Consider the following 21,659-nt stretch of genomic DNA (forward strand, 5'->3'; position numbering starts at 1 on the left):
TCAGTCCATCCCCAGCGGGCCGGCCGACTCGCCCGCGAGGAACTGCCGCACGAACGGGTCCTGCGAGGCGAAGGCCTCCTCGCACTCACCGAAGTGGACGACCTGCCCCTTCCAGATCAGGCCGACGTAGTCGCTGACCTTGCGGGCCGTCCGGATGTCGTGGGTCACCAGCATGTAGGTGCCGCCGTGCTCGGCGTGGACCTTGAGGATCAGGTCGTTGAGCAGGCTGGTCCGGACGGGGTCCAGGCCGGAGTCGGGCTCGTCGAACAGGACGATGTCGGGGTTCAGCACCAGCGCCCTGGCGAAGCCGGCGCGCTTGCGCATCCCGCCGGACACCTCGCTCGGGTACTTGCCGACGGCTCGCTCGAGACCGACCTCCTGCAGACGCGCCATGACGATCTCACGGATCTCGTCCTCGCCCTTCTCGGTGTGCTTGCGCAGCGGGAAGGCCGTGTTGTCGAAGATGTTCATGGAGCCGAACAGGGCACCGTCCTGGAACAGGACCCCGAACCGCTTGCGGATCTCGTAGCGCTGGCGCTCGGAGATCCGCCAGATGTCCTGCCCGAAGATCAGGACCTCGCCCTGGTCGGGCTCCAGCAGCCCGACGAGATGCTTGATGAGCACGCTCTTGCCGGTACCGGAGGGCCCCAGGATCGTCGTGATCGAGTCGGGCTTGAACTGCAGGTTGAGCCCCTGCAGGACGCGGAAGGACCCGAATCGCTTGTGGACGTTCTTGACGACCATCGAGTGCGCGGTCGGGATGACCTCGGTGGGTGGGTCGTCGTGCAGGGTATGCCTGCCGTCCGCGTCCGGGCGGGACTGCGCGAACATCGTGGTACCTCCGGTGGGGGAGCTGAGCGCTCGAAGGTCGGTCAGTTGGCGATGGGTGCGTTGGGCGCGAGACCCCAGAACAGCTGGGTCCCGAGGACGCCCACGACGTGGATCAGCACCATGTTGAGCATCATCGACTTCGCGGTGTTCCGACCGACCCCGACGGGGCCGCCGCTCGCGTTGTAGCCGTAGTAGCAGCCGACGAAGATGATGACTGTTCCCATGCTCATGACCTTGATCAACGAGTACAGGAAGTCCAGCGGGTTCTGGTAGAGCCAGAAGACGAACGAGTAGCCACCCGGCGACACACCGCCGAGCTGGACCACGACGGTGAGGTACTCGGCGACGTACATGATGCCGAGCCCGACCGTGTAGAGGAACGGCATGGCGACCCAGGCCGCGATGATCCGCGTGCCGACCAGGTAGCTGCGCGAGCGGACGCCCATGACCTCCATGGCGTCGATCTCGTCGGAGATCCGCATCGAGCCGAGCTCGGCGACGAGTCCGCAGCCCACCTTCGCCGCGAAGATGTAGCCCCACATGTACGGGCCCATCTCGCGGATCGCGCACCAGGCGGTGAAGATGCCCGAGTAGAGCGGGGCACCGATCTGCTTGAGGGTGTAGTTCGCCTCGAGGCCGCACTGGTAGCCGATCACGAACTGCATGACCCAGATGATCAGCCCGCTGGAGAGGATCAGGATCCCGCTCTGGTGGAAGACCTCGGTGGCGTAGTGCCGGACGTCACCGAGGTTGCGGACGATGCTGGCCGAGAACTTGGCGATCTGGCCGCCGGTGGTGAAGGACTCCTTCACCTTGTCCGCGCCGAAGCCGACCTCGACGTGGGAGGGCGTGGTCTCCGGGGGCTGTTCCGGCCCGGGACGGTCGAGCGTGCTGGTCACCTCGGGCTCCTTACCGGTAGACCTGGATGTCGGGGTTGAGCCCGAGCAGGATGGTGGTGAACACCATGTTGAAGATCCAGATCGCCGCGAAGGCGATCACGACGGCCTGGTTGACCGCTCGCCCCACACCGATCGGGCCACCCGAGGCCCGCATTCCCTTGTAGCAGCAGACCACGCCGATGATCAGGCCGAACAGCGCCGTCTTGAGGACGCTGCCCCAGACGTCGGTGGTGGAGAGGTTGTTGAACAGGCTGTCGGTGAAGGTCGCCGGGTTCGCGCCGAGGATCGGGACGGCGGCGATGTAGCCGCCCAGGATCCCGAAGATCACCGCGACGAGGTCGAGCAGGCCGGTCATGATGAACAGCGCGACGACACGCGGGAGGACGAGGGTCCGGATCGGGTCGACGCCGAGGACCTCCATGGCGTCGATCTCCTCGCGGATCCGGCGCGCCCCGAGGTCGGCGGTGATCGCCGTGCCGACCACTCCCGCGACGACCATGGCGTTCACCCAGGGGGCGAACTCCCGGATGCTCGCCATGACGAAGAACGAACCCAGTCGCTCCGGGATGCCGAAGAGGTTGAAGATGTTTCCACCCTGGAGCCCGGGGGCACCCAGCCCGAAAGCCGTGCACGACACCGCCATGGGCAGCCAGCACAGCTTCAGGATGTCGAACATCTGGTCGCGGACCTCGCCCCAGTAGCCCCAGGGCCGGCGGATGGCCATCCAGAGGACCTGGCCCATGAGCTGGACCATCTCGCCCGTCTGGGCGAGCGGGCTCTGGATCGCACCCCAGGCCCTGCCGGGGCTCGGCAGGCTGCGCGTCTTCCGTTCGGGCGCCGGAACAACAGTGGCCGACGGATTGCTCACGCTTCGCCTCCTCATCGAGGTCGGGACGTCGATGCCGACGGCAGGGGCCGTGCGACACGCGGTCGACGTCGTGGAGGGCGGCCCTGTGGAGCACACGCCTCACGACGCGGGAGTTCCGAACCGCTTGACCCCCTAACGGCCTAACGCTCGGGCGGGATACGGGGCCTACTGAGGGGTTTGCGGTTCCCCCCACCTGGGGGGTGGTTGTTGCTTGCGTCCGGCGTCGACGGGCACCTCGACGCCCAGACGGAGCCCGAGGAGCCGCGGGGCCCGCTCGACCCAGAGCCGACCGCCGAGCCTCGCCGCCTCCTCCGACAGGCTCCGCAGACCGAAGGACGGCCCGCTGCCCTTGGTGAGCACCGGCTGGATCTCCTCCGCCCGGCCGCCCCCGTCGTCGTCGAGCTCCACGGTCCACCACTGCGCACCTCGGCGCACGGACACCTCGACCTGCGTCGCCGACGCGTGCTTGGTGACGTTGGCCAGTCCCTCGCGGACCACCCTCACCAGCAGGTCAGCGCACGGTCCGACGGGTTCCGTCCCGGACCCGGAGACGTCGAAGTCCCCGGTCGGGCCGTCGATCTCCCCCAGCTCGTCGAGCAGGCCGCGCATCCGGCCGACCACGTCGCCGCCCTCGCCCGCGCGCCGCCGGGGCGAGCCACTGGTCGGCACCTCGCCCCGCGCGATCTCCACCAGCGCGGCGCGCAGCTGTTCCAGCGCCGTCTCCAGGCGCTCGGCGAGCCTGCCGAGCGCCGGGTCCTCGGCGGCGGGACCGGTGAGGTTCGACCGGAGCTCGTCGACGTCGAGGTTGGCCGCGTAGAGCTGTTGTGTCACACCGTCGTGGAGCTCCGCCGCGATCCGCGCGCGCTCGCGCAGGCTCTGCAGCGCCACCGACCGCCTGACCAGCAGCACGTGCTGGAACGCCACCGCCGCGATCGACGACAGCTCACCCACCGTCTGGATGTCGCGGCGGTCGACGGCGGCCCTGGCGGTGCCCGAGTCGCAGAAGACGACCCCGAGCAGGCCGAGACGGTCACTGCGCATGGGCTGGGCGACGACCGCGCCGCGGACGTCGAACAGCTTCAGGTACTCGGCGGGGACCAGCCGGCGCAGCTCGTTCGGCCTGGCGACCAGGGCGTCCTCACGCCCGCCCAGCACCGCCAGGATCGGGAACTCGGAGCCGGGGCCGTGGACCGCGGAGACTGTGTCTGCGGGGATGCCGAAGCCGGCCCGGCCGCGCACCCGACCGGTCGTGTTGTCCACGTCGAGGATCAACGAGCGCTCGAACCCGGTCGACTCGCACACCGTCCGGGCCACCGTGTCGAGCAGCCCGTCGACGTCGGCGTAGGACAGCAGGGTCTTGGTGAGGTCGATCGCGGGGATCGTCGCGCCCTCGCGACCGGACATGGCCCTGCCTCCTCCGCATCGCCGTCCCGGCCCCGGACCGGGACAGCCGGAGGACCACGGTAGCGTGGGTGGCTGTGACGAGCAGCGACGCCCGCAATGCCCCACACGCCACCGGTCCGATCGACGGGCCCGCGGCGGTCCGCGCGGCCTCTGCCGGGTTCACCGTCCTCCTACTCGGAGGCCTGGCCGCCCCGATCGCCGCCCAGTTCCTGCCCGTGGTCGGACAGTTCTGGCTGAGCATCGTGGCCGTCGCGGCGTTCGTCGTGGCGGGATGGCGGATCGGCGACGCCCGCAACGCCGCGCTGCACGGGGCGTGCGCCGCGCTGGGCTCGTACGTCCTGGTGCTCCCCCTCGTGCTGTGGACGGCAGGCCTCGCCGCCGTGGGGTGGGGGCAGATCGTCGGCACCGCGGCCGTGGCCGTGGTGGTCGGCGGACTCACCGGCTTCGTGGTCGGCAGGCGGCGGGACTCCGGCGGCTGAGACCGCCCGGACCTGACCCGAGGGCACCCGGACGCGAGAGCGCCCGGCCGAGGATCCCCGGCCGGGCGCTCTGCGTGGTCGGCTCATCCGCCTCGGCGGGTCAGCTCCCGGCCACCTCGACTTCGAGCTGGCCGTCGGCGTGCGAACGGCGGAGAACCTTCTTGTCGTACTTGCCGGTGCCGGTCATCGGCACCTCCGAGACGAACGCCCACCGCTCGGGCAGCCACCACTTGGCGACCTTGTCCGAGAGGTACTCCCGGAGCTGGTCGGGGGTGACGGTCGACCCGGGCTTGACGACGATCGCCGCCAGTGGGCGCTCCTGCCACTTCTCGTCCGGCACGCCGATGACCACGGCCTGCAGCACCTCGGGGTGGCCGATGAGCTCGTTCTCGAGCTCGACGGAGGAGATCCACTCACCGCCGGACTTGATGACGTCCTTGGCGCGGTCGGTCAGGGTGATGAACTGACGCGGGTCGATGGTCCCGACGTCGCCGGTCCGCAGCCACCCGTCGTGGAACTTCTCGGGGTCCTCGCCACCGTGGTAGCCGGCCGTGACCCACGGACCACGCACCTCCAGCTCACCGACGGACTTCCCGTCGGTGGGCAGGACCGCGCCCTCGTCGTCGACGATCCGGGCCTCGACACCGGCGACCACGCGTCCCTGCGTGCCCCGCAGGTGCAGCGCCTCCTCCGGCGAGGAGCCCGCGGGCGGCAGCGCGACCGCGGCCAGCGGGGAGGTCTCGGTCATCCCCCACGCCTGGACGATCCGGACACCCAGCTCGTCGAACGCCGTCATCAGCGACCGAGGCACCGCCGAGCCACCACAGGCCACGAACTTGAGCGAGCTCAGGTCGTGGCCGGGGTTGTCCCGGACGTAGTTCAGGATGTCGTTCCAGATCGTCGGCACGGCACCCGACATGGTCGGCCGCTCCGCCTCGATGAGGGCCACGAGCGGCGCCGCCTGGAGGAACGGGCCCGGCAGCAGCAGCTGTGCACCGGCCATCATGGCGGCGTACGGCAGGCCCCACGCGTTCGCGTGGAACATCGGCACGATCGCGAGGATCGTGTCGTCGTAGCCGACGCTCAGCGCGTTGCTCGTGCAGGCGGCCTGCGAGTGCAGCCACATCGACCGGTGGCTGTAGACGACCCCCTTGGGATTGCCCGTCGTGCCGCTCGTGTAGCACATGGCGGCCGCCGCGGTCTCCTCCACCTCCGGCCAGTCGAACGTGCCCGGCTGGCCCGCCAGGACGTCGTCGTAGCGGAGGACCTGCTTGCCGTGCCCCTCGAGCGCCGAGACGTCTCCCGAGCCGGTCACGAGGACCGTGTGCACGGTGTCCATCTCGGGCAGGGCACGCGCGAGCAGCGGAGCGACCGAGTCGTCGACGATCACGACCTGGTCCTCGGCGTGCTTCGCCACGTACGCCAGCTGCTGCGGGGTGAGCCGCAGGTTCAGCGTGTGCAGCACGGCGCCCATCGAGGGCACCGCCGCGTACGCGTCCAGGTGCTCCTGGTTGCTCCACTGGAAGGTGGCGACCCGCTGGTCACCGGTCACCCCGAGCTCACGCAGCCCGTTCGCGAGCTGTGCGGAGCGGACGCCGAGGTCCGCGTAGGTCGTCCTGCGGACCTGCCCGGGAGCGACCGCCGTGATCGTCTCTCGCTCCTCGTAGACGGCGACCGCGTGCCGAAGCACCGAGCCCACCGTCAGTGGGAAGTCCTGCATCGTGCTGTGCACGGTGCGATCCTCTCGTCGGTTCGGGGGTCAGACGGCGACGAGGTCGTCCCGCCCGGCCTCCTTCAGCATCTTCTCGTACTCCGGGAAGAGCTCCTTGGCGGTGGGGATCAGCTTCAGCAGCTTGGGCACCGGGCCCTTGGCCCGGACGGTCCCGCGCGCCATGGCGACCGACAGGTTGACCTTGCCCAGCCAGAACTTGTTGCCGGTGTCGGCGGTCATGAACAGCTCGACGTTCGGCTCGGCGTCGCTGCCCGGCCCCGTCACGACCGTCTTGGCGGGCATGTCGACGGTGATCGTGGCGTCCGGGTCCGTGTAGTGGATCCGGAGGACGACGCCGGAGTCGGCGAGCTTGTCCGACAGGCCCTCCTGCTTCGTCGCGATCTCGAAGATGCCGCCGAGGTAGGTGTAGACCTCGGCCTCGTCATTGAACACGCCCATGTGTCTTCTCCTTGGGATGTCGAACTGGTCCAGTCGGTGCGCGGGTCAGTCGAGGCTGACCCACACCGACTTGGTCTGGGTGAATCCGAGCAGTGACTCCTCGCCCAGGTCCCGGCCGTAACCGGAGGCCTTGTACCCGCCGAACGGGGCCGCGGGATCGAGCATGTTGTACTGATTGATCCACACGGTGCCGGCCTGCAGCTGGTGGGCGACCCGGTGGGCTCGCTTGATGTCGGAGGTCCACACCCCGGCGGCGAGCCCGAAGTCACTGCCGTTGGCCCGGCCGACGACCTCGGACTCGTCGTCGAAGGCGAACACCGACAGGACCGGCCCGAAGATCTCCTCGCGGGCGATCCGCATGTCGTCGCGAACGCCGGAGAACACCGCGGGGGTCAGGAAGCTCCCCGCGGCGAGCTCGCCGCCCGGCCGCTCGCCGCCGCAGACGAGCGTCGCCCCCTGCTCGGTCCCGGCCTGCAGATAGCCCTCCACGCGGTCGCGCTGCGCGGCGGAGATCAGCGGCCCCATCTCGGTGCCGTCGGCGAGTCCGTGACCGAGCTCGATACCGCGAGCCGCCGACTCGAGGGCCGCGAGCATGTCGTCGTGCACGCTGCGGTGGACGTAGAGGCGGGAGCCCGCGCAGCAGACCTGGCCCTGGTTCAGGAAGATGCCCGTCAGGGCCCCCTGCGCCGCGTTCTCCAGGTCGGCGTCCGGGAAGACGATGTTCGCCGACTTGCCCCCGAGCTCGAGCGTGAGCTTCTTCAGGCTCGCCGCGCTCGCCGCGACGATGCGTTGTCCCGTCGCGGTCGAGCCGGTGAACGAGATCTTGGCGACGTCGGGGTGCTCGATGAGGGCCTGGCCCGCGTCGGGGCCGTAGCCGGTCACCATGTTCACGACGCCGGGCGGCATGCCCGCCTCGTCGATCAGCTCCATCAGGCGCAGGGCGGACAGCGAGGTCATCTCCGATGGCTTGAGCACCACGCTGTTGCCGGCCGCCAGGGCCGGCGCGAGCTTCCACGAGGTGATCAGCAGCGGGAAGTTCCACGGAACGATGAGCCCGACCACGCCGAGCGCCTCGCGCCGCGTGTAGGTGAAGCTGCTGCCCACGGGTGGCGACACCGGGAGCGTCTGCCCGGAGATCTTGGTGCACCACCCCGCGTAGTACCGCCAGACCTCGGCCGCGATCCCGACGTCGAGGAAGATCGACTCGGTGAGCGGCTTGCCGTTGTCGAGGGTCTCCAGGGTCGCCAGCTGCTCGGCGTGCTCCTCGATCAGGGCGGCGATGTCGTACAGCACCCGCGCTCGCGCGGCGGCACTGAGCTCCTGCCACGACCGGAGCCCCCTGGTGGCCGCGGCCACGGCCCGGTCGACGTCGGCCGCCGTCCCCGCGGCGATGGACGCGACCACCTCACCCGTCGCCGGGTCGAGCGTGTCGATGACCTCGCCGGTCGCCGACGGACCGGGCTTGCCGCCCACGACCACGCTGTCCCCTGCACGCGAGAGCACATCGCGGACTCCGTCGATGGCCTCGGACACTGCGGATGTCATCCCGCTCCTCACTACGCTGTGACCGGAAGTGAGGATATAGAATGTCCGACCCCGGCTGCTCCACGTGACCGACGGCACGGGCCAGGTTTGGCCCGGGGGGGCCGTCGGCACGCTGACCGCGACCATCGGACGGCCGGCCCGACCGGCCGCGGCCGACTGACGCGCGACCCGCGCCTCAGAGCGTGTTGTGAAACCCGGATGCGGTCCGGCGCGGCGTGTCGGGTAGTCGATCTCGGTGGTTGATCATCCGAGCGGGTGTGCGTGTGCTCGTGTCGCAGGGCTTATGACTCGTCGCTGAGTGACCGGCAGTGGGCGGTGATCGAGCCGCTGCTGCCGCGGACAGCGCCGAGTCTGGGCGGGCGTCCGCACGTGTACTCGCGCCGCTTGATCGTGGACACGATCAGCTATGTGCTGGTCAGCGGGTGCGCGTGGCGGATGGTGCCGCATGACCTGGCCCCGTGGTCGATCGCCTACCAGTGGTGTCGTGCCTGGACCGCGGACGGAACCTGGGACCGGGTGCACGACACGTTGCGCGATCGGGTCCGTGAGCAGGACGGCCGGGACCCGCAGCCCTCTGCCGCCGTGCTCGACTCGCAGTCGATCAAGACGAGCGAAGGTGGTGATGCGATCGGCTACGACGCCGGGAAACGCGTGCGTGGCCGCAAACCGCATCTGCTCGTCGGCACGATCGGGCTGGCGTCGGCGGTGGTGGTGGTGGTTCACTCGGCGTCGGTGCAGCACCGGGACGGAGCGAAGCTGGTCCTGGGCGGTGTCCGGCGTCGATTCCCGCAGCTCGGACCTTCGGCTGGTTGACGAGGTGCAGATGCTTGGCACGGGACTACGAACGCAAGACCGCGCACTCCGAGGCGACGGTCAAGTTCGCGATGATCCGGCTGATGGCCGCCCGGCTGGCCGGTGACGAGCTACCCGCACCGACCAGCCCGGTCGAGATCGAGGCCGCACGCCGGCTAGCTGTGCTGCCCGGGGACGTTGGTCGAACTGGGGGTCGTGTGACGACACGGTCTAATGATCTTGATGGGTGAGGACCTCCCGGAGTGGTGTGGAGCTGTCTGACGGCATCCACGCCCGACTCCGGGAGGCCCTCGTGCTCCACGCTAACGCTGCTCTGACCCCGCGTGCCCGATTACGGCTGGCGCGTCTGATCGTCGAGGACCACTGGCCGGTCTCGCTGGCCGCGGCCCGGTTCCAGGTGTCCTGGAAGACCGCGAAACGCTGGGCCGACCGCTACCGCGCCGAAGGCCCGGCCGGGATGCTGGATCGCTCGTCGCGTCCGCACCACAGCCCGAACAAGACCCCGGAGCCGATCAAGCGCAAGGTCGTGCACCTGCGGCTCAAGCAGCGCCTGGGCCCGGTCGAGATCGCCGCCCGCGTCGGCATCGCACCCTCCACCGCCTATCAGGTGCTGCGCCGCTGCGGGATCAACCGGCTCTCCGGGCTGGACCGAGCATCCGGAGAGCCGGTGCGCCGCTACGAACACCCCGCCCCCGGAGACATGCTCCACGTCGATGTGAAGAAACTGGGCAACATCCCCGACGGCGGCGGCCACCGCTTCGTCGGCCGAGCCCAGGGCGATCGCCACCGCGCCGCCACCCCAGGCAAGACCCGCAACCGCCACTACAACGTGAAAATGGGCACCGCGTTCGTCCACACCGTGATCGACGACCACTCCCGGGTCGCCTACGCCGAGATCCACGACGACGAGACCGCCACCACCGCATCGGCCGTGCTCCGTCGAGCCGTGGCCTGGTACGCCGAACGCGGCGTCACCACCGTGCGAGTCCTGTCGGACAACGGCCCGGCCTACCGCTCACACCTGTGGCGCGACACCTGCACCGAGCTCGGCATCTCACCCCGCCGGACCCGGCCCTACCGGCCCCAGACCAACGGGAAAATCGAACGCTTCCACCGCACCCTGGCCGACCGCTGGGCATTCCGACGCCTCTACTCCAGCGAGTCGCAACGCCGGAAGGCCCTCCCAGCGTTCCTGCACGAGTACAACCATCACAGGCCCCACACCGCCCTGCGAGGTCAGCCACCCATCACCCGGTTGACCAACCTGTCCGGGCAGCACAGCTAGCAGAAGGCGCCGACGGCTGACCGCCCAGGTTTCACAACACTCTCTCAGTCCGTGGTGTGGACGATGAGCACGTCGATGCCCGCGGACCTGGCGACGCCGCTCGGCACTGAGCCCAGCAGCCTGCCCGCGACACTGTTCAGCCCGCGGTTGCCGACGACCACGAGCCCGGCGCCGTGCTCCTTCACGGCGTCCTTGAGCACGTCTACCGGCGCGCCGTCCACGGCCTGGGTGACGACGTCGGTGGCGCCGCTCTCGACGGCGACGTCCGCGGCGAGCTTGAGCACCTCCTCGGCCGGGCTCGCACCGCGGGCCAGGAAGGCCTCGTCGCCGAGGGCGTCGGCGGCGTCTGCCTCGTCGAGCCTGCTGGCGGGTGTGTAGGCCGACACGATCACGAGCTTCGCCGATGAGCCGCGGGCGAGTTCCGCCGCTCGCGCGATGGCGCGGTGCGAGGTCGGCGAGCCGTCGGTGCCGACGACGATCGAGCTGTACATGGAGCGCTCCTCGAACCTGTTCATGACTTTCGGTTGAAGGGAGATTACTCTAAGCGAGAGCGTCGGCCGCCCGCTGTCACCCGACCTCCGGGTGACGAGTCCATTACCGACGAGTAGCCTTCCGTCCACCTGGTCGCAACGATGCGATCACACCACCTCGGAGGCAGCCGTGCTGATCAGAACCGTACGCAAGCTGGTGACCTCGACCGCCGACGCCGTCGCCGGGGCGTCGGCGACCGTGGTCACGTCCTTGCCGGGAAGCGACGAGGCGAAGATGCGGCGGGTGGTCCCCATCATCGCCGTGCGCCGAGTGGTCGACCTGCCGCTCAAGCTGCTCTGACGGCGCGGTCCGTCAGGTCCGCTGCTCGCGGTCGCCGGTCGCCCCGTCGCGCTCCGCGAGCAGTTGGTCCAGCTTGCGCGAGAGCGCGTCGACCTCATCGCGCAGACGCTGGAGCTCTGCGACGTCCCGCTCGCCCTCGCCCTCGCCCAGCACCGCGCGCGCGAGCCTGCCCGGCGCGCGGATGAGCTCGGCGATCACCGGGATGCCCGCCCCCTCCCCGCCTGGCTCGGTCCGGTGCAGGGCGTGGGTGAGCACCTCCTCGGTGCGGTCGGCGCCACTGTCGTGGTCCAGCACGACGACCTCGACGCCGTCGCGCACCAGGCGCCGGATCGCCGCCAGTGAGGTGAACCGGCGTTCACCGGTGTCGTAGAGCTTGCGGTTGGCGTACCGCTTGATCACCCGCGCGTCCCCGGGGCTCGCGGCACCGCCGCCTTCTACACCGTCCACGGTCCCGATCCAATCACGCTTTCGCGTGACACGCCGACGAGCCCCGGGGAGTCCCCCGGGGCCCGTCGACGGATGCGTCGCAGACGTGCTCAGGCCTTGGCCGAGGCGGTCGCGCGCGTACCGGTGGTCGCGGCGGGCTTCTCGTCCTCGCGGTCGTACGCCACGGCGTCGCCGACGGAGTTGCGCACGTCGCGCTCGACGTCCTTGGCGCGGTCGACGATGTCGTCGACGAGGTCCTTGGTGTTGTCCACGATGTCGCTGAGGAAGCCGGTCAGGCTGGTCTTCTTGCGGGCCATGTCACACGCTCCGATCGTCGGTGTCGCGGGGATCCCCCCGTCGGAACCGAATTTACGCAATGCGTAATTCTGCGTCCAGCCGATGTGAGCGGCGCCATCTCGACTGACGGGGCGCAGCCGCCCCGGTGTCGCCTCGGCGCGCGACGCGCGGGACCATTCGACCACCGCCACGAGGCGGCGGCGCGGCCTGCGGCACAGGAGGGTCCATGACAGGGGACGGGGACGCGGGGCCACCCGCCGTGCGGTTCGACGACATCACCGTCCGGTTCGGTGACGAACCGGTGCTGCGCAGGCTGCGCGGCGAGTTCCCGGCGGGCGAGCTGACGGTGCTGATGGGCGAGTCCGGCGGCGGCAAGACCACGCTCATGCGGCACCTCGTCGGCCTGCGCAAGCCCGACTCCGGGAGCATCGAGGTGGGCGGGCGCGTGGTGCACACCCTGGACAAGCGGGGACTCACCGCATTGCGCGGGTCGATGGGTGTGCTGCTCGGCGGCGCGACCTTGTTCGACTCGTCGGTGTTCGGCTCGCTCACCGTCTACGAGAACGTCGCCTACCCGCTGCGTCTGCGCGTCGACGACGACGAGACGGTCCACGCGACGGTGTGCCGCTGGCTGGGCACCCTGGGGCTCGCCGACGCGCACGACCGGCTCCCCGAGCAGCTGCCCGCACACACCCGGCGGCGGGTCGCCCTGGCCCGTGCGCTGGCCCCCGAGCCCCCCTTGATCGTCCTCGACGACATCGACCTCGGCCTCGACTCCACCACCGTCGCCCGAGCGGTCGCAGCCGTCCGCGACGTCCACGCCCGGCGAGGCTCGACCGTGGTCGTCACCACCCACGACATCGAGCTGGCCCGCGCGCTCGGTGGGCGGCTCGCGGTGCTGGCCCACGGCCGCCTGGTCGCGAACGGACCGGTCGCCGAGCTGCTCGACGGGGTGCGCGACGCCGCCGACTTCGACGACCGTTTCCGGGTGCGGGACAGCCTGGGCCCGATGGACATCCCGGCTCCGCCTGCCGGCCGCCGCTGGACGGTGGCCGTCGATCCACGGTTGGTCGCGATCCTGGTCGCGGGGCTCGTCCTGGTGACCGCCCTCGTCATCGCCGTCCGCCTGTCCGGCGCGGGCTGAGTCCGCCCGGACCGGCCGTGGACACGACGCCGCCCCCGGACCCGCTGGGCGGTCCGGGGGCGGCCGGTGCGCGACTCAGGCCTTCTTGTCCTCGTCGCGGTCCTCGGACACCGCGTCGGACACCGAGTTGCGGGTGTCCTTCTCCAGGTCGCGACCGCGGTCGATGACGTCGTCGACCAGGTCCTTCACGTTGTCGGTGACATCGCTGAGGAAGCCGGTGATGCTGGTCTTGCGGGCCATGGTGTCCTCCTGAGTTGGCGTTTCTTACGCACTGCGTAATTTACGCAATGCGTAAGTACCTGTCCATGACAGCACCCACACTGCGGCCCGGATCACCCTTGCCGCGGCCTGGTCACGACCGGTCGAGCCCACCCTCCAGCCAGCGCTCCCGCGGCACGACCGGCTGGTCGAGCCTCCCCCGCGCGTCCAGCACCTCCTCGAACTGCTGCAGATGGCGGAGCATGACCTCGCCGCCCGGTCCGGGTCGCTCGCCGCCACGGCGCGCGCGATCCCGATGTGCCCGCGGCGGGTGCCCTCGCGGTCCCGAGACGGCGTCGGCCAGTGCCAGCAGCCATCCACGCTGCTCCTCCGTCGCCGAGCGGGCAGCGGCCGCTGCGGCCGACCACGCCGAGCCGGCGCGCCGAGTGACAGCGAGGGCGGCGCGCCGGAGTGGGCGGGCTACATCGACATCGTCGACCGCGTGACGGACATGATCATCTCCGGCGGGGAGAACGTCTACTCCGCCGAGGTCGAGAACATCCTCTACACCCACCCGGACGTCCTCGAGGCCGCCGTCATCGGGGTGCCCGACGACACGTGGGGCGAGCGGGTGCGTGCCGTCGTCGTACCGCGGCGCGGCGCCTCGTGCAGCCCAGCGCAGCTCATCGAGCACTGCCGGAGCAAGCTGGGCTGCGTCAAGATCCCGCGTACCGTCGACCTCAGAGCCGACCCGCTGCCCGAGTCCGGGGCGGGGAAGATCCTCAAGCGCGACCTGCGGGAGCCCTACTGGGCGGGCCGCGAGCGCGGGGTCAACTGACGGGTGCACCGCCGTCCCGCTCGGCGAGCCACTGGTGGAAGCGGCCGTAGTGGCGGGCGGGGTCACGCTCGACGAACCGGGCCCGCGCCTCGCACAAGGGCCGATCGGCGTCCGGCATGGCCAGCGTGGCCCGGATGACCCAGTGGCCGCGCTCGCTGCGCGACTCCGGCCAGGCCCGAACCAGCAGGTCGCGCTGCAGCGGCACCGGGCGGCGGAACCGCACGTCCATCTCAGCCGTCACCGACAGGGCCGCGGCCGCCAGCGACACGGCCCCGCAGGCCTCGTCGAGCGCGCCCATCACCGAGCCGCCGTGGGCGACACCACCCGCGCCCTCGTGCTCGGGTCCAAAGTGGGCGACGCCCTCCACCGAACCCTCGGGTCCGCGGTGGAGGACCATCCCGAACCGGCAGCGGCCCCGAGGCCTACAGCCCATGCACAGCATGTCGCCGAACTCGATGCTGAACCGCTGTTCGTCGGCGGACGGGGACTCAGGACTGGTCACGTCGCCTCCGGCGGCCGTCGTTCCGTATTCGAACTGTGGCCCCCGATGTTAGCCGCTGCTAACGTCCACCCATGCCCACACCCCTCGCAACACTCGCCGGCTTCGCGGAGGTGGCGCCCGGCAGACTGGACCGCCCGTTCCTCGACCTCCATCTCGAGTCTGCGGTCGCCGCGCTGCGAGACTCGGGCCTCGGACCGGACGAGGTCGACGGACTGCTGTGCGTCGGCTCGATGATGGGCGAGTCGATCGAGCACACCTTCCTCTCCGAGGAGATCCAGGACTCGCTCGGACTGCACAACCTGGGCCTTCAGCTCGGCGTCCAGCTCGGCGGCGGCAGCCACCTGGCGATGCTCGGGGTCGCCACGCGAGCCATCCAGTCCGGCCAGTGCTCGGCGGTCCTGTGCGTCTCGGCGGGGGTCTTCCCGCCGATCCGCGACGTCGGCAGGCAGCTGATGACGATGACCTGCCACCCGGACTACGAGCTCCCCTACGCGCCGTCGATCCCCACCCTCTACGGGCTGATCGCCCAGGCCTGGCTGAACGAGGTCGGACAGACCCGGGAGGTGTTCGCCGAGGCCGTGGCCGCCCAGCAGGAGTGGGCGGTGGCGCACCCGACCGCGATCGGGGCCGATGCCGGGGCGTTCAGCGCGGCAGACGTCCTCGCCGCCCGCCACATCGCGGGGCCGTTCGGCTACCTCGACTGCTCCATCCCCTGCGAGGGTGGCGGAGCCTTCCTACTGGTGTCCCCGGAGCGTGCGGCGAGGCTGCCGCACCGCCCGGTCCACGTCGTCGGGATCGGCGAGGGGCACACCCACGGGTTCCTCACCTCGATGCCGGACCTGTCCACGACCGGCGCCACCCGGTCCGGGGCGAAGGCCTTCGCGGAGGCGGGGATCACACCCGCCGAGGTGGACCTCGCCCAGCTCTACGACGCCTTCAGCTCGAACCCCGTGATGCTGCTCGAGGAGCTCGGGCTCGCCGAGCGGGGCAAGGCGGTCGAGCTGTACCGGGAGGGCGCGACGCGCCCGGGCGGGCGGCTGCCGGTCAACACCAACGGCGGTCTGCTGCGGTTCGGCCATGCGGGCACCGCCTCCGGCATCTGCGGGGTCCTCGAGGCCTACCAGCAGATGACCGGCCGTGCGGCGGGCACGCAGGTGCAGCGGGCCGACCGGGCCGTCGTGCACGCCTACGGCTCGATGCTCTGCAGCCACGTCACCGTCGTCCTGGAGGGATCATGACCACCGCTTTCCTGGAGGGTCTCGCAGACCCCGCCGTGCTCCCCCGTGTCGACGAGGTCAACCGGGGCCACTTCGAGGCCGCCGCCCGCGGCAGCCTCGCGGTGCGCGAGTGCTCGGGATGCGGTCTGCTCTTCCACTACCCGCGCCCGTTCTGCCCGCGCTGCCACTCGGCGGACCTCGCGTGGACCGAGGTCTCGGGCGAGGCGACCGTCCTGGTGGCGGCCCTCGTCAGCAGGCCGCCGTGGAACGACCTGCCGCGGTCCGCGCCGTACGTCGTGGTCGTCGTCCAGCTGGCCGAGGGCCCGCAGATGGTGTCCACGGTGGAGGGCTGCGCGCCCGAGACCGTGGTCGCCGGGATGGCGGTGCGCGCCGCCTTCGAGCGCATCGGCGACCTCGGCATCGTCCGTTTCGTTCCCTCATGAGCCAGCGCAGACCCGACGAGAGGACCTCCGTGCCCCAGGACGAGCTGAACACCAACCTGATCACCAGGGTGAACGTGGGCGACATGCTGACCCGGGCGGCCTGGCGCAGCCCGGGCCACCTGGCCGTCGTCGACGGGCCGCGTCGCCTCAGCTATCGAGAGCTCGACGACGAGGTCAACCGCCTCGCCCACGCGCTGCTCGCCGCGGGCTACGGCCGGGGCGACGTTCTGGCCCTGGCCAGCGGCAACAGCGTCGAGTTCCTCACCACGTACTTCGCCTGCGCCAAGACGGGCGTCGTGTGCGTGCCGATCAACCTGGCGTGGGGCCCGCCCGAGGTGGGCTACGTGCTGGAGCACTCGCGGGCGCGCGGCGTCGTGGTGGAGAGTCAGCTCGCCCCGCTGGTGGACGCCGCGATCCAGCGGGTGGCGTCCTCCTCCTCGGTCACCGACGTGCTGGTCGCGCCCGGGACCGGGGCCGCGTGGGAGCCGGGTGCCGCCGGCACGTGGCAGTCCCTCGACGCCTTCGTGGGCGACGCGCCGAGCACCGACCCCGAGTGCGTCGTCGGCGACCGGGACCCGATCAGCTACCTCTACACCAGCGGCACCACCTCGGCGCCGAAGGGCGTCGTCAGCAGCCACGTCGCGGTCTACATCGAGTCGCTCAACGCGCCGCTCGTGCTGGGCATCAACGCCGGCGAGCGCTCGGTCGCGATGATGCCCCTGTTCCACACGGCGCAGCTCAACGGCTTCACCACCGGGCTGCTCTACATGGGCGGCACGCTCGTGTTGATGCGGGCCTTCGACCCGGCGGCGCTGCTGGCCACGATCGAGACCGAGCGGATCACGCAGATCTTCGGCCTGCCCATGATGTACCGGGCGCTGATGGACCACCCGGACGTCGACAAGCGGGACCTGTCGAGCCTGCGGCTCGCCCTCTACGCCATGGCGCCGATGCCCGACACCGACCTGCGCCGGGCGATCGAGGTCTTCGACTGCGACTTCGCGCTCGGCTTCGGGCAGACGGAGATGAACCCGATCACGACGGTCTTCCCGCCCGAGTACCAGCTCAGCCACGCGGGCTCGGTCGGCCTCCCGGTGCCCAACGTGCAGGTCGGCATCATGGACGACGAGGGCACCCTGCTGCCGGTCGGCGAGACCGGCGAGATCGTCTACCGGGGCCCGCACGCGATGGAGGGCTACCTGCGCAACGAGGAGGCCACGTCGGAGGCGTTCGCGCACGGCTGGTTCCACTCGGGCGACGTCGGCCGGTTCGACGACGACGGCCTGCTCTGGTTCGCCGACCGCAAGAAGGACGTCATCAAGTCCGGCGGCGAGAACGTGGCCTCCATCGAGGTGGAGAAGGCGCTCTACGAGGCGGAGCCGCGGATCCAGGAGGTCGTCGTCGTCGGGCTGCCACACGAGCGCTGGTCGGAGGCCATCGCGGCGATCGTCACGCCCAAGCCGGGAACCGACCTCACCGAGGACGACGTGATCGCCGCGGCGAAGACCCGGCTGTCCGGGTTCAAGGTGCCCAAGGCAGTGCTGTTCGTCGACGCCATGCCCCGCACCGCCACCGGCAAGATCCAGAAGAACGTGCTGCGCGAGGAGCACCGGGGCCACTTCGAGGGCTGAGACACCCCCGCGGGGGGCGCCGCGGTCGGCGCCTCCCGCGGGGCTGGTGGCCGCAGGCCTACCGGGCCACCCGCGGCTCGCTCACGGCCCGGCGACGGACGGGAAGCGCGGGGCCCGCTTCTCCTTGATCGCCTGCGCCCCTTCGAGGACGTCGTCGTCGAAGAAGTTGAGCATCTCGTAGGCCAGCGACGCCTCGAAGATCGGGCCCGCATCCCGGATCCAGTGGTTGAGCGAGCGCTTGGTCCAGCGCAGCGCGTGCTGCGGGCCCACGGCGAGCTTCTCCGCCACCCCGAGCGCGGTCGAGAGCACCTCCTCGACGGGCCTGCACAGCGAGACCAGGCCGATCCGCTCGGCCTCCTTCCCGTCGATGAACTCCGCGGTCAGGAGGTAGTACTTCGCCTTGGCCATCCCGCAGAGGATGGGCCAGACGATCGCGGCGTGGTCACCCGCGCCGACGCCGAGGCGCAGGTGCCCGTCGGTCAGCCGGGCGTCCTCGGCGATGACCGAGATGTCCGCCATCAGCGCTGCCGCGAGACCCGCGCCGACGGCGACGCCGTTGATCGCGGAGATGACCACCTTCTGGCAGTTCACGATGTTGTAGACGAGGTCGGCCGCCTCCTTGGAGATTGCCGCCACCTGCTTGAAGTCCTTCGCCTGGTCGATGACCATGTCCAGGTCGCCGCCCGCGGAGAACGCCTTGCCCGCGCCGGTGATGACGGCGACGCGGCACTCGTCGTCGGCGTCGACGTCGAGCCAGACGGTGCTGAGCTCCCAGTGCAGGCGCTTGTTCGTCGCGTTCAGCCGCTCCGGCCGGTTGATCGTGATCAGCAGGACGCCGTCCGACGGCCGCTCGAAGGTCAGGTACTCGTACTTGCCGTAGTCCACTGCGTGCTCCTTGGTCGTGGTCGCGCGGGCGGTCGGCTCACAGCCCGATCTGCTTGGCGATGATCTCTTTCATGATCTCGGTGGTGCCGCCCCCGATGCCGAGGATCCGCGAGTCGCGGTAGTGCCGTTCCACCTCCGACTCCCGCAGGTAGCCCATGCCGCCGAAGAGCTGCACCGCCGTGTCGACGGCGAGGTCGCAGGCCTCCACCGCCTGGTTCTTCGCCATCGAGACCATCCGCACGTCGGTGTCGCCCGCGATGATGCGGTCGACGGCGGCGTGGGTGTATGTCCGCGCCACGTCGACCGCGGTCGCCATGTCGACGATCTTGTGCCGGACCACCTGGCGGGTGGAGAGCGGCCTCCCGAAGGTCTCGCGCTGTTTGACCCACTCGAGGGTCAGGTCGAGGCAGCGCTGGGCGGTGGCGTAGGACTGGACGGCCAGGAACGCCCGCTCCACCTGGAACTGCTGCATGATCTGCAGGAAGCCGCTGTTCTCCGGGCCGACGAGGTTGGCGGCGGGCACCCGCACGTCGGCGTAGCCCAGCTCGGCCGTGTCCGAGCAGTGCCAGCCCATCTTCCGCAGCCGCCGCGACACCGTGAAGCCGGGGGTGCCCCGCTCGACGACGAGCAGCGACACTCCCCCGGCGCCCGGCCCGCCGGTGCGCACCGCGGTGGTGACGTAGTCGGCCCGCACGGCCGAGGTGATGAACAGCTTCGCGCCGTTGACCACGAAGTGGTCACCCTCGCGTCGGGCCGTGGTCCGGATCCCGGCCACGTCCGAGCCGGTGTCCGGCTCGGTGATCCCCAGGCTGCCGATCTTCTCGCCCGCGAGCGTGGGCGCGACGAAGCGGCGGATCTGCTCCGGGTCGCGCTGGGCGACCATGTGCGGCACCGCGATGTTGTGCGTGAGCAGGCTCGCGAGGACACCCGACGACCCGCCGCCCGCCATCACCGACTCGGTGAGGACGACGAGGTCGCGCAGGTCCCCGCCCGATCCGCCCACCTCCTCGGGGAACCCGATGCCGAGCAGGCCCGCCTCGGCCGCCCGCCGGTGCAGCTCGCGGGGCAGCTCACCCGCGTCCTCCCAGTCCGCCAGGTGCGGCGCGATCTCCTTGCGGGTGAAGGAAACCGCCATCTGGCGCAGGGCCGCACGTTCCTGCGTGGTCCACGGGTCCACCGAGTCCTGGACGTGCTCGGCCACTCCGACCATGCGCTCTCCTCCTTCGTTCTCGGGGCGCCTGCCGACGCCACGTTTCGGGCCACCCCGTTGTCGTCGGACGTTAGCGCCCGCTAACGTGAAGCGCCAGGAGATCGATGGCGACCCCGCTCGGAGGAACACGTTGGTGGACGTCCTACCGGACCGAGTCGAGCCCAGTGCGGCCGGCTACGTCCAGAACCGCGACGGGCTGCTCGCGCAGCTCGACTCGATCGCCGAGCAGCTCGCGCTCGCCAACGGGGGAGGCGGCGAGAAGTACGTCGCGCGGCACCGCAAGCGGGGCAAGATGCTGGTCCGCGAGCGGATCGAGCTCCTGCTCGACCCCGACACGGCATTCCTGGAGCTCTCGCCGTTCGCGGCGTGGGGCACGAAGTTCCCCGTCGGCGGAAGCGTCGTGGTCGGGATCGGCGTCGTCGAGGGCGTGGAGTCGATGATCATCGGCCACGACCCGACCGTCCGGGGCGGGGCGTCGAACCCGTACACCTTCCGCAAGGTGTTCCGGGGCATGGCCATCGCCCGCGAGAACCGGTTGCCGATCATCAACGTCGTGGAGTCCGGCGGCGCGGACCTGCCCACCCAGGCGGAGATCTTCGTCCCGGGCGGGCAGCTGTTCCACGACCTGACCCAGCACAGCGCGCTCGGTCTGCCGACCCTCGCGCTGGTCTTCGGCAACTCCACCGCCGGCGGGGCGTACGTGCCCGGCATGTGCGACTACGTGGTCATGGTGCGCAACCGCTCGAAGGTCTTCCTCGGCGGGCCGCCGCTGGTCAAGATGGCCACCGGCGAGGAGTCCGACGACGAGTCGCTCGGCGGGGCCGAGATGCACGCCCGGGTATCCGGGCTCGCGGACTTCATGGCCGAGGACGAGCAGGACGCCATCCGGATCGGCCGCCGGGTCATGGCCCGGCTGAACTGGCGCAAGCAGGGTCCCGGCCCGACGATGGCGCCCACCCCGCCGCTGCTCGACCCCGAGCAGCTGCTCGGCATCGCCTCGGTGGACCCCAAGGTGCCCTTCGACCCGCGAGACGTGATCGGCCGGGTCGTCGACGGCTCGGCGTTCGACGAGTTCAAACCGCTCTACGGCACGTCGCTGGTGACCGGCTGGGCCTCGGTGCACGGCTACCCGGTCGGCATCCTGGCCAACGCGCGAGGGATCCTGTTCAGCGAGGAGGCCGAGAAGGCCGCCCAGTTCATCCAGCTCGCCAACCAGGTCGACACCCCGCTGATCTTCCTGCAGAACACCACCGGCTACATGGTCGGCTCGCAGTACGAGCAGGGCGGAATCATCAAGGACGGCGCGAAGATGATCAACGCGGTGTCCAACAGCGCGGTACCGCACCTGACGATCGTGATGGGCGCCTCCTACGGAGCGGGCAACTACGGCATGTGCGGGCGCGCCTACTCGCCGCGATTCCTGTTCACGTGGCCGAACGCCAAGTCCGCGGTCATGGGGCCCGCCCAGCTCGCCGGGGTGCTCTCGATCGTGGCCCGCGAGTCCGCGGCCGACCGCGGCCTGCCGTTCGACGAGGACGCCGACGCCGCCATGCGCAGCCGGGTCGAGGAGCAGATCGAGCGGGAGTCGCTGGCCCTGGCCAACAGCGGCAGGCTCTACGACGACGGGATCATCGACCCGCGCGACACCCGCACGGTCCTGGGCCTGTGCCTGTCCGTGATCCACAACGCCGAGGTCCGTGGCCGTCGCGGCTACGGCGTGTTCCGGATGTGATGACGATGCCC

Annotated in this window: 23 protein-coding genes and 1 pseudogene; 10 read left to right on the forward strand and 14 right to left on the reverse strand. The window is 70.6% G+C overall.

From position 1 onward, the window contains the following. The 4 genes from L3X23_RS18325 to L3X23_RS18340 all read right to left on the reverse strand — a co-directional run bounded on the left by L3X23_RS18325 (nucleotide 1) and on the right by L3X23_RS18340 (nucleotide 4,002). Nucleotides 1-831: an ABC transporter ATP-binding protein gene (locus tag L3X23_RS18325; protein WP_237193345.1), complete on the reverse strand. Its 831-nt coding sequence runs from the start codon at nucleotides 829-831 to the stop codon at nucleotides 1-3. A gap of 41 nt (nucleotides 832-872) precedes the next feature. Then, entirely contained in the window at nucleotides 873-1,643 is a 771-nt protein-coding gene (locus tag L3X23_RS18330) for an ABC transporter permease (RefSeq protein ID WP_374204995.1), read from the reverse strand. A 97-nt stretch (nucleotides 1,644-1,740) separates the two neighbouring features. Continuing rightward, nucleotides 1,741-2,598: an ABC transporter permease gene (locus L3X23_RS18335; protein WP_237193347.1), complete on the reverse strand. Its 858-nt coding sequence runs from the start codon at nucleotides 2,596-2,598 to the stop codon at nucleotides 1,741-1,743. A 165-nt stretch (nucleotides 2,599-2,763) separates the two neighbouring features. Further along, nucleotides 2,764-4,002, reverse strand: coding sequence for an ATP-binding protein (locus L3X23_RS18340; RefSeq protein WP_237193348.1), 1,239 nt, complete (start codon nucleotides 4,000-4,002; stop codon nucleotides 2,764-2,766). A 74-nt stretch (nucleotides 4,003-4,076) separates the two neighbouring features. Here L3X23_RS18340 and L3X23_RS18345 point away from each other — a divergent pair, with 74 nt between their 5' ends. After that, nucleotides 4,077-4,481: a hypothetical protein gene (locus L3X23_RS18345; protein ID WP_237193349.1), complete on the forward strand. Its 405-nt coding sequence runs from the start codon at nucleotides 4,077-4,079 to the stop codon at nucleotides 4,479-4,481. Between the two features lie 100 nt (nucleotides 4,482-4,581). On the opposite strand, the gene L3X23_RS18350 is transcribed toward L3X23_RS18345, so the two are convergent. The 3 genes from L3X23_RS18350 to L3X23_RS18360 are packed head-to-tail and all read right to left on the reverse strand — an operon-like array spanning nucleotide 4,582 to nucleotide 8,196. Further along, complete coding sequence (locus L3X23_RS18350) at nucleotides 4,582-6,213, reverse strand: long-chain fatty acid--CoA ligase (protein ID WP_237193350.1); 1,632 nt, start codon at nucleotides 6,211-6,213, stop codon at nucleotides 4,582-4,584. Nucleotides 6,214-6,240: 27 nt separating this feature from the next. Further along, nucleotides 6,241-6,651 carry an SCP2 sterol-binding domain-containing protein gene (locus L3X23_RS18355; protein WP_237193351.1) on the reverse strand — a complete coding sequence of 137 codons (411 nt, stop codon included), beginning with the start codon at nucleotides 6,649-6,651 and terminating at the stop codon, nucleotides 6,241-6,243. Nucleotides 6,652-6,696: 45 nt separating this feature from the next. Further along, nucleotides 6,697-8,196, reverse strand: coding sequence for an aldehyde dehydrogenase (locus tag L3X23_RS18360; protein WP_237193352.1), 1,500 nt, complete (start codon nucleotides 8,194-8,196; stop codon nucleotides 6,697-6,699). Nucleotides 8,197-8,451: 255 nt separating this feature from the next. On the opposite strand from L3X23_RS18360, the pseudogene L3X23_RS18365 reads away from it, so the two are divergent. Both L3X23_RS18365 and L3X23_RS18370 read left to right on the forward strand, forming a co-directional pair. Continuing rightward, a pseudogene (locus tag L3X23_RS18365) lies at nucleotides 8,452-9,239 on the forward strand (IS5 family transposase). A gap of 62 nt (nucleotides 9,240-9,301) precedes the next feature. Further along, nucleotides 9,302-10,294, forward strand: coding sequence for an IS481 family transposase (locus L3X23_RS18370; RefSeq protein ID WP_237193353.1), 993 nt, complete (start codon nucleotides 9,302-9,304; stop codon nucleotides 10,292-10,294). A gap of 44 nt (nucleotides 10,295-10,338) precedes the next feature. On the opposite strand, the gene L3X23_RS18375 is transcribed toward L3X23_RS18370, so the two are convergent. Further along, nucleotides 10,339-10,785, reverse strand: a complete 447-nt coding sequence (locus L3X23_RS18375; protein ID WP_237193354.1) for a universal stress protein — start codon at nucleotides 10,783-10,785, stop codon at nucleotides 10,339-10,341. A 169-nt stretch (nucleotides 10,786-10,954) separates the two neighbouring features. Here L3X23_RS18375 and L3X23_RS18380 point away from each other — a divergent pair, with 169 nt between their 5' ends. Then, on the forward strand, nucleotides 10,955-11,125 hold the full coding sequence (locus tag L3X23_RS18380; RefSeq protein ID WP_237193355.1) for a hypothetical protein: 171 nt from the start codon (nucleotides 10,955-10,957) through the stop codon (nucleotides 11,123-11,125). Nucleotides 11,126-11,137: 12 nt separating this feature from the next. Here L3X23_RS18380 and L3X23_RS18385 read toward each other — a convergent pair whose 3' ends face one another. Both L3X23_RS18385 and L3X23_RS18390 read right to left on the reverse strand, forming a co-directional pair. Continuing rightward, nucleotides 11,138-11,572 (reverse strand): polyhydroxyalkanoate synthesis regulator DNA-binding domain-containing protein, encoded by a 435-nt coding sequence (locus L3X23_RS18385; protein ID WP_237193356.1) that lies wholly within the window; start codon nucleotides 11,570-11,572, stop codon nucleotides 11,138-11,140. Between the two features lie 89 nt (nucleotides 11,573-11,661). Next, on the reverse strand, nucleotides 11,662-11,868 hold the full coding sequence (locus L3X23_RS18390) for a hypothetical protein (RefSeq protein ID WP_237193357.1): 207 nt from the start codon (nucleotides 11,866-11,868) through the stop codon (nucleotides 11,662-11,664). Between the two features lie 206 nt (nucleotides 11,869-12,074). Between L3X23_RS18390 and L3X23_RS18395 the strand changes: the two genes are divergently transcribed. Then, complete coding sequence (locus tag L3X23_RS18395) at nucleotides 12,075-12,992, forward strand: ABC transporter ATP-binding protein (RefSeq protein WP_237193358.1); 918 nt, start codon at nucleotides 12,075-12,077, stop codon at nucleotides 12,990-12,992. A 75-nt stretch (nucleotides 12,993-13,067) separates the two neighbouring features. Here the strand turns inward: L3X23_RS18395 and L3X23_RS18400 are convergent, their stop codons facing one another. After that, entirely contained in the window at nucleotides 13,068-13,232 is a 165-nt protein-coding gene (locus L3X23_RS18400) for a hypothetical protein (protein ID WP_237193359.1), read from the reverse strand. A gap of 211 nt (nucleotides 13,233-13,443) precedes the next feature. On the opposite strand from L3X23_RS18400, the gene L3X23_RS18405 reads away from it, so the two are divergent. After that, nucleotides 13,444-14,028 carry a hypothetical protein gene (locus L3X23_RS18405; protein WP_237193360.1) on the forward strand — a complete coding sequence of 195 codons (585 nt, stop codon included), beginning with the start codon at nucleotides 13,444-13,446 and terminating at the stop codon, nucleotides 14,026-14,028. Here the strand turns inward: L3X23_RS18405 and L3X23_RS18410 are convergent. Further along, nucleotides 14,021-14,530 (reverse strand): PaaI family thioesterase, encoded by a 510-nt coding sequence (locus L3X23_RS18410; RefSeq protein ID WP_237193361.1) that lies wholly within the window; start codon nucleotides 14,528-14,530, stop codon nucleotides 14,021-14,023. The two genes, L3X23_RS18405 and L3X23_RS18410, sit on opposite strands and share 8 nt — an antisense overlap. A 71-nt stretch (nucleotides 14,531-14,601) precedes the next feature. Between L3X23_RS18410 and L3X23_RS18415 the strand changes: the two genes are divergently transcribed. Genes L3X23_RS18415 through L3X23_RS18425 form a run of 3 tightly spaced genes read left to right on the forward strand, consistent with a single transcriptional unit; the run spans nucleotide 14,602 to nucleotide 17,821 of the window. Then, a complete protein-coding gene (locus L3X23_RS18415) occupies nucleotides 14,602-15,768 on the forward strand; it encodes a thiolase family protein (protein ID WP_237193362.1) in 1,167 nt (388 codons plus the stop codon). Then, nucleotides 15,765-16,190 carry a Zn-ribbon domain-containing OB-fold protein gene (locus tag L3X23_RS18420; protein ID WP_237193363.1) on the forward strand — a complete coding sequence of 142 codons (426 nt, stop codon included), beginning with the start codon at nucleotides 15,765-15,767 and terminating at the stop codon, nucleotides 16,188-16,190. Before L3X23_RS18415 ends, L3X23_RS18420 begins: the two co-directional genes overlap by 4 nt. Then, a complete protein-coding gene (locus L3X23_RS18425) occupies nucleotides 16,187-17,821 on the forward strand; it encodes an AMP-binding protein (protein ID WP_237193364.1) in 1,635 nt (544 codons plus the stop codon). The genes L3X23_RS18420 and L3X23_RS18425 overlap by 4 nt, the downstream gene beginning before the upstream one ends. A gap of 81 nt (nucleotides 17,822-17,902) precedes the next feature. On the opposite strand, the gene L3X23_RS18430 is transcribed toward L3X23_RS18425, so the two are convergent. Further along, on the reverse strand, nucleotides 17,903-18,706 hold the full coding sequence (locus L3X23_RS18430; RefSeq protein WP_237193365.1) for an enoyl-CoA hydratase/isomerase family protein: 804 nt from the start codon (nucleotides 18,704-18,706) through the stop codon (nucleotides 17,903-17,905). A 37-nt stretch (nucleotides 18,707-18,743) separates the two neighbouring features. Beyond that, nucleotides 18,744-19,916, reverse strand: coding sequence for an acyl-CoA dehydrogenase family protein (locus tag L3X23_RS18435; RefSeq protein WP_237193366.1), 1,173 nt, complete (start codon nucleotides 19,914-19,916; stop codon nucleotides 18,744-18,746). 133 nt (nucleotides 19,917-20,049) lie between these two features. Between L3X23_RS18435 and L3X23_RS18440 the strand changes: the two genes are divergently transcribed. Continuing rightward, nucleotides 20,050-21,648, forward strand: a complete 1,599-nt coding sequence (locus L3X23_RS18440; RefSeq protein WP_237193367.1) for a carboxyl transferase domain-containing protein — start codon at nucleotides 20,050-20,052, stop codon at nucleotides 21,646-21,648. The last annotated feature ends 11 nt before the right edge of the window (nucleotides 21,649-21,659 follow it).

This window comes from Pseudonocardia sp. WMMC193 (genome assembly GCF_021728735.1).
Taxonomy (GTDB): Bacteria; Actinomycetota; Actinomycetes; order Mycobacteriales; family Pseudonocardiaceae; genus Pseudonocardia; species Pseudonocardia oroxyli.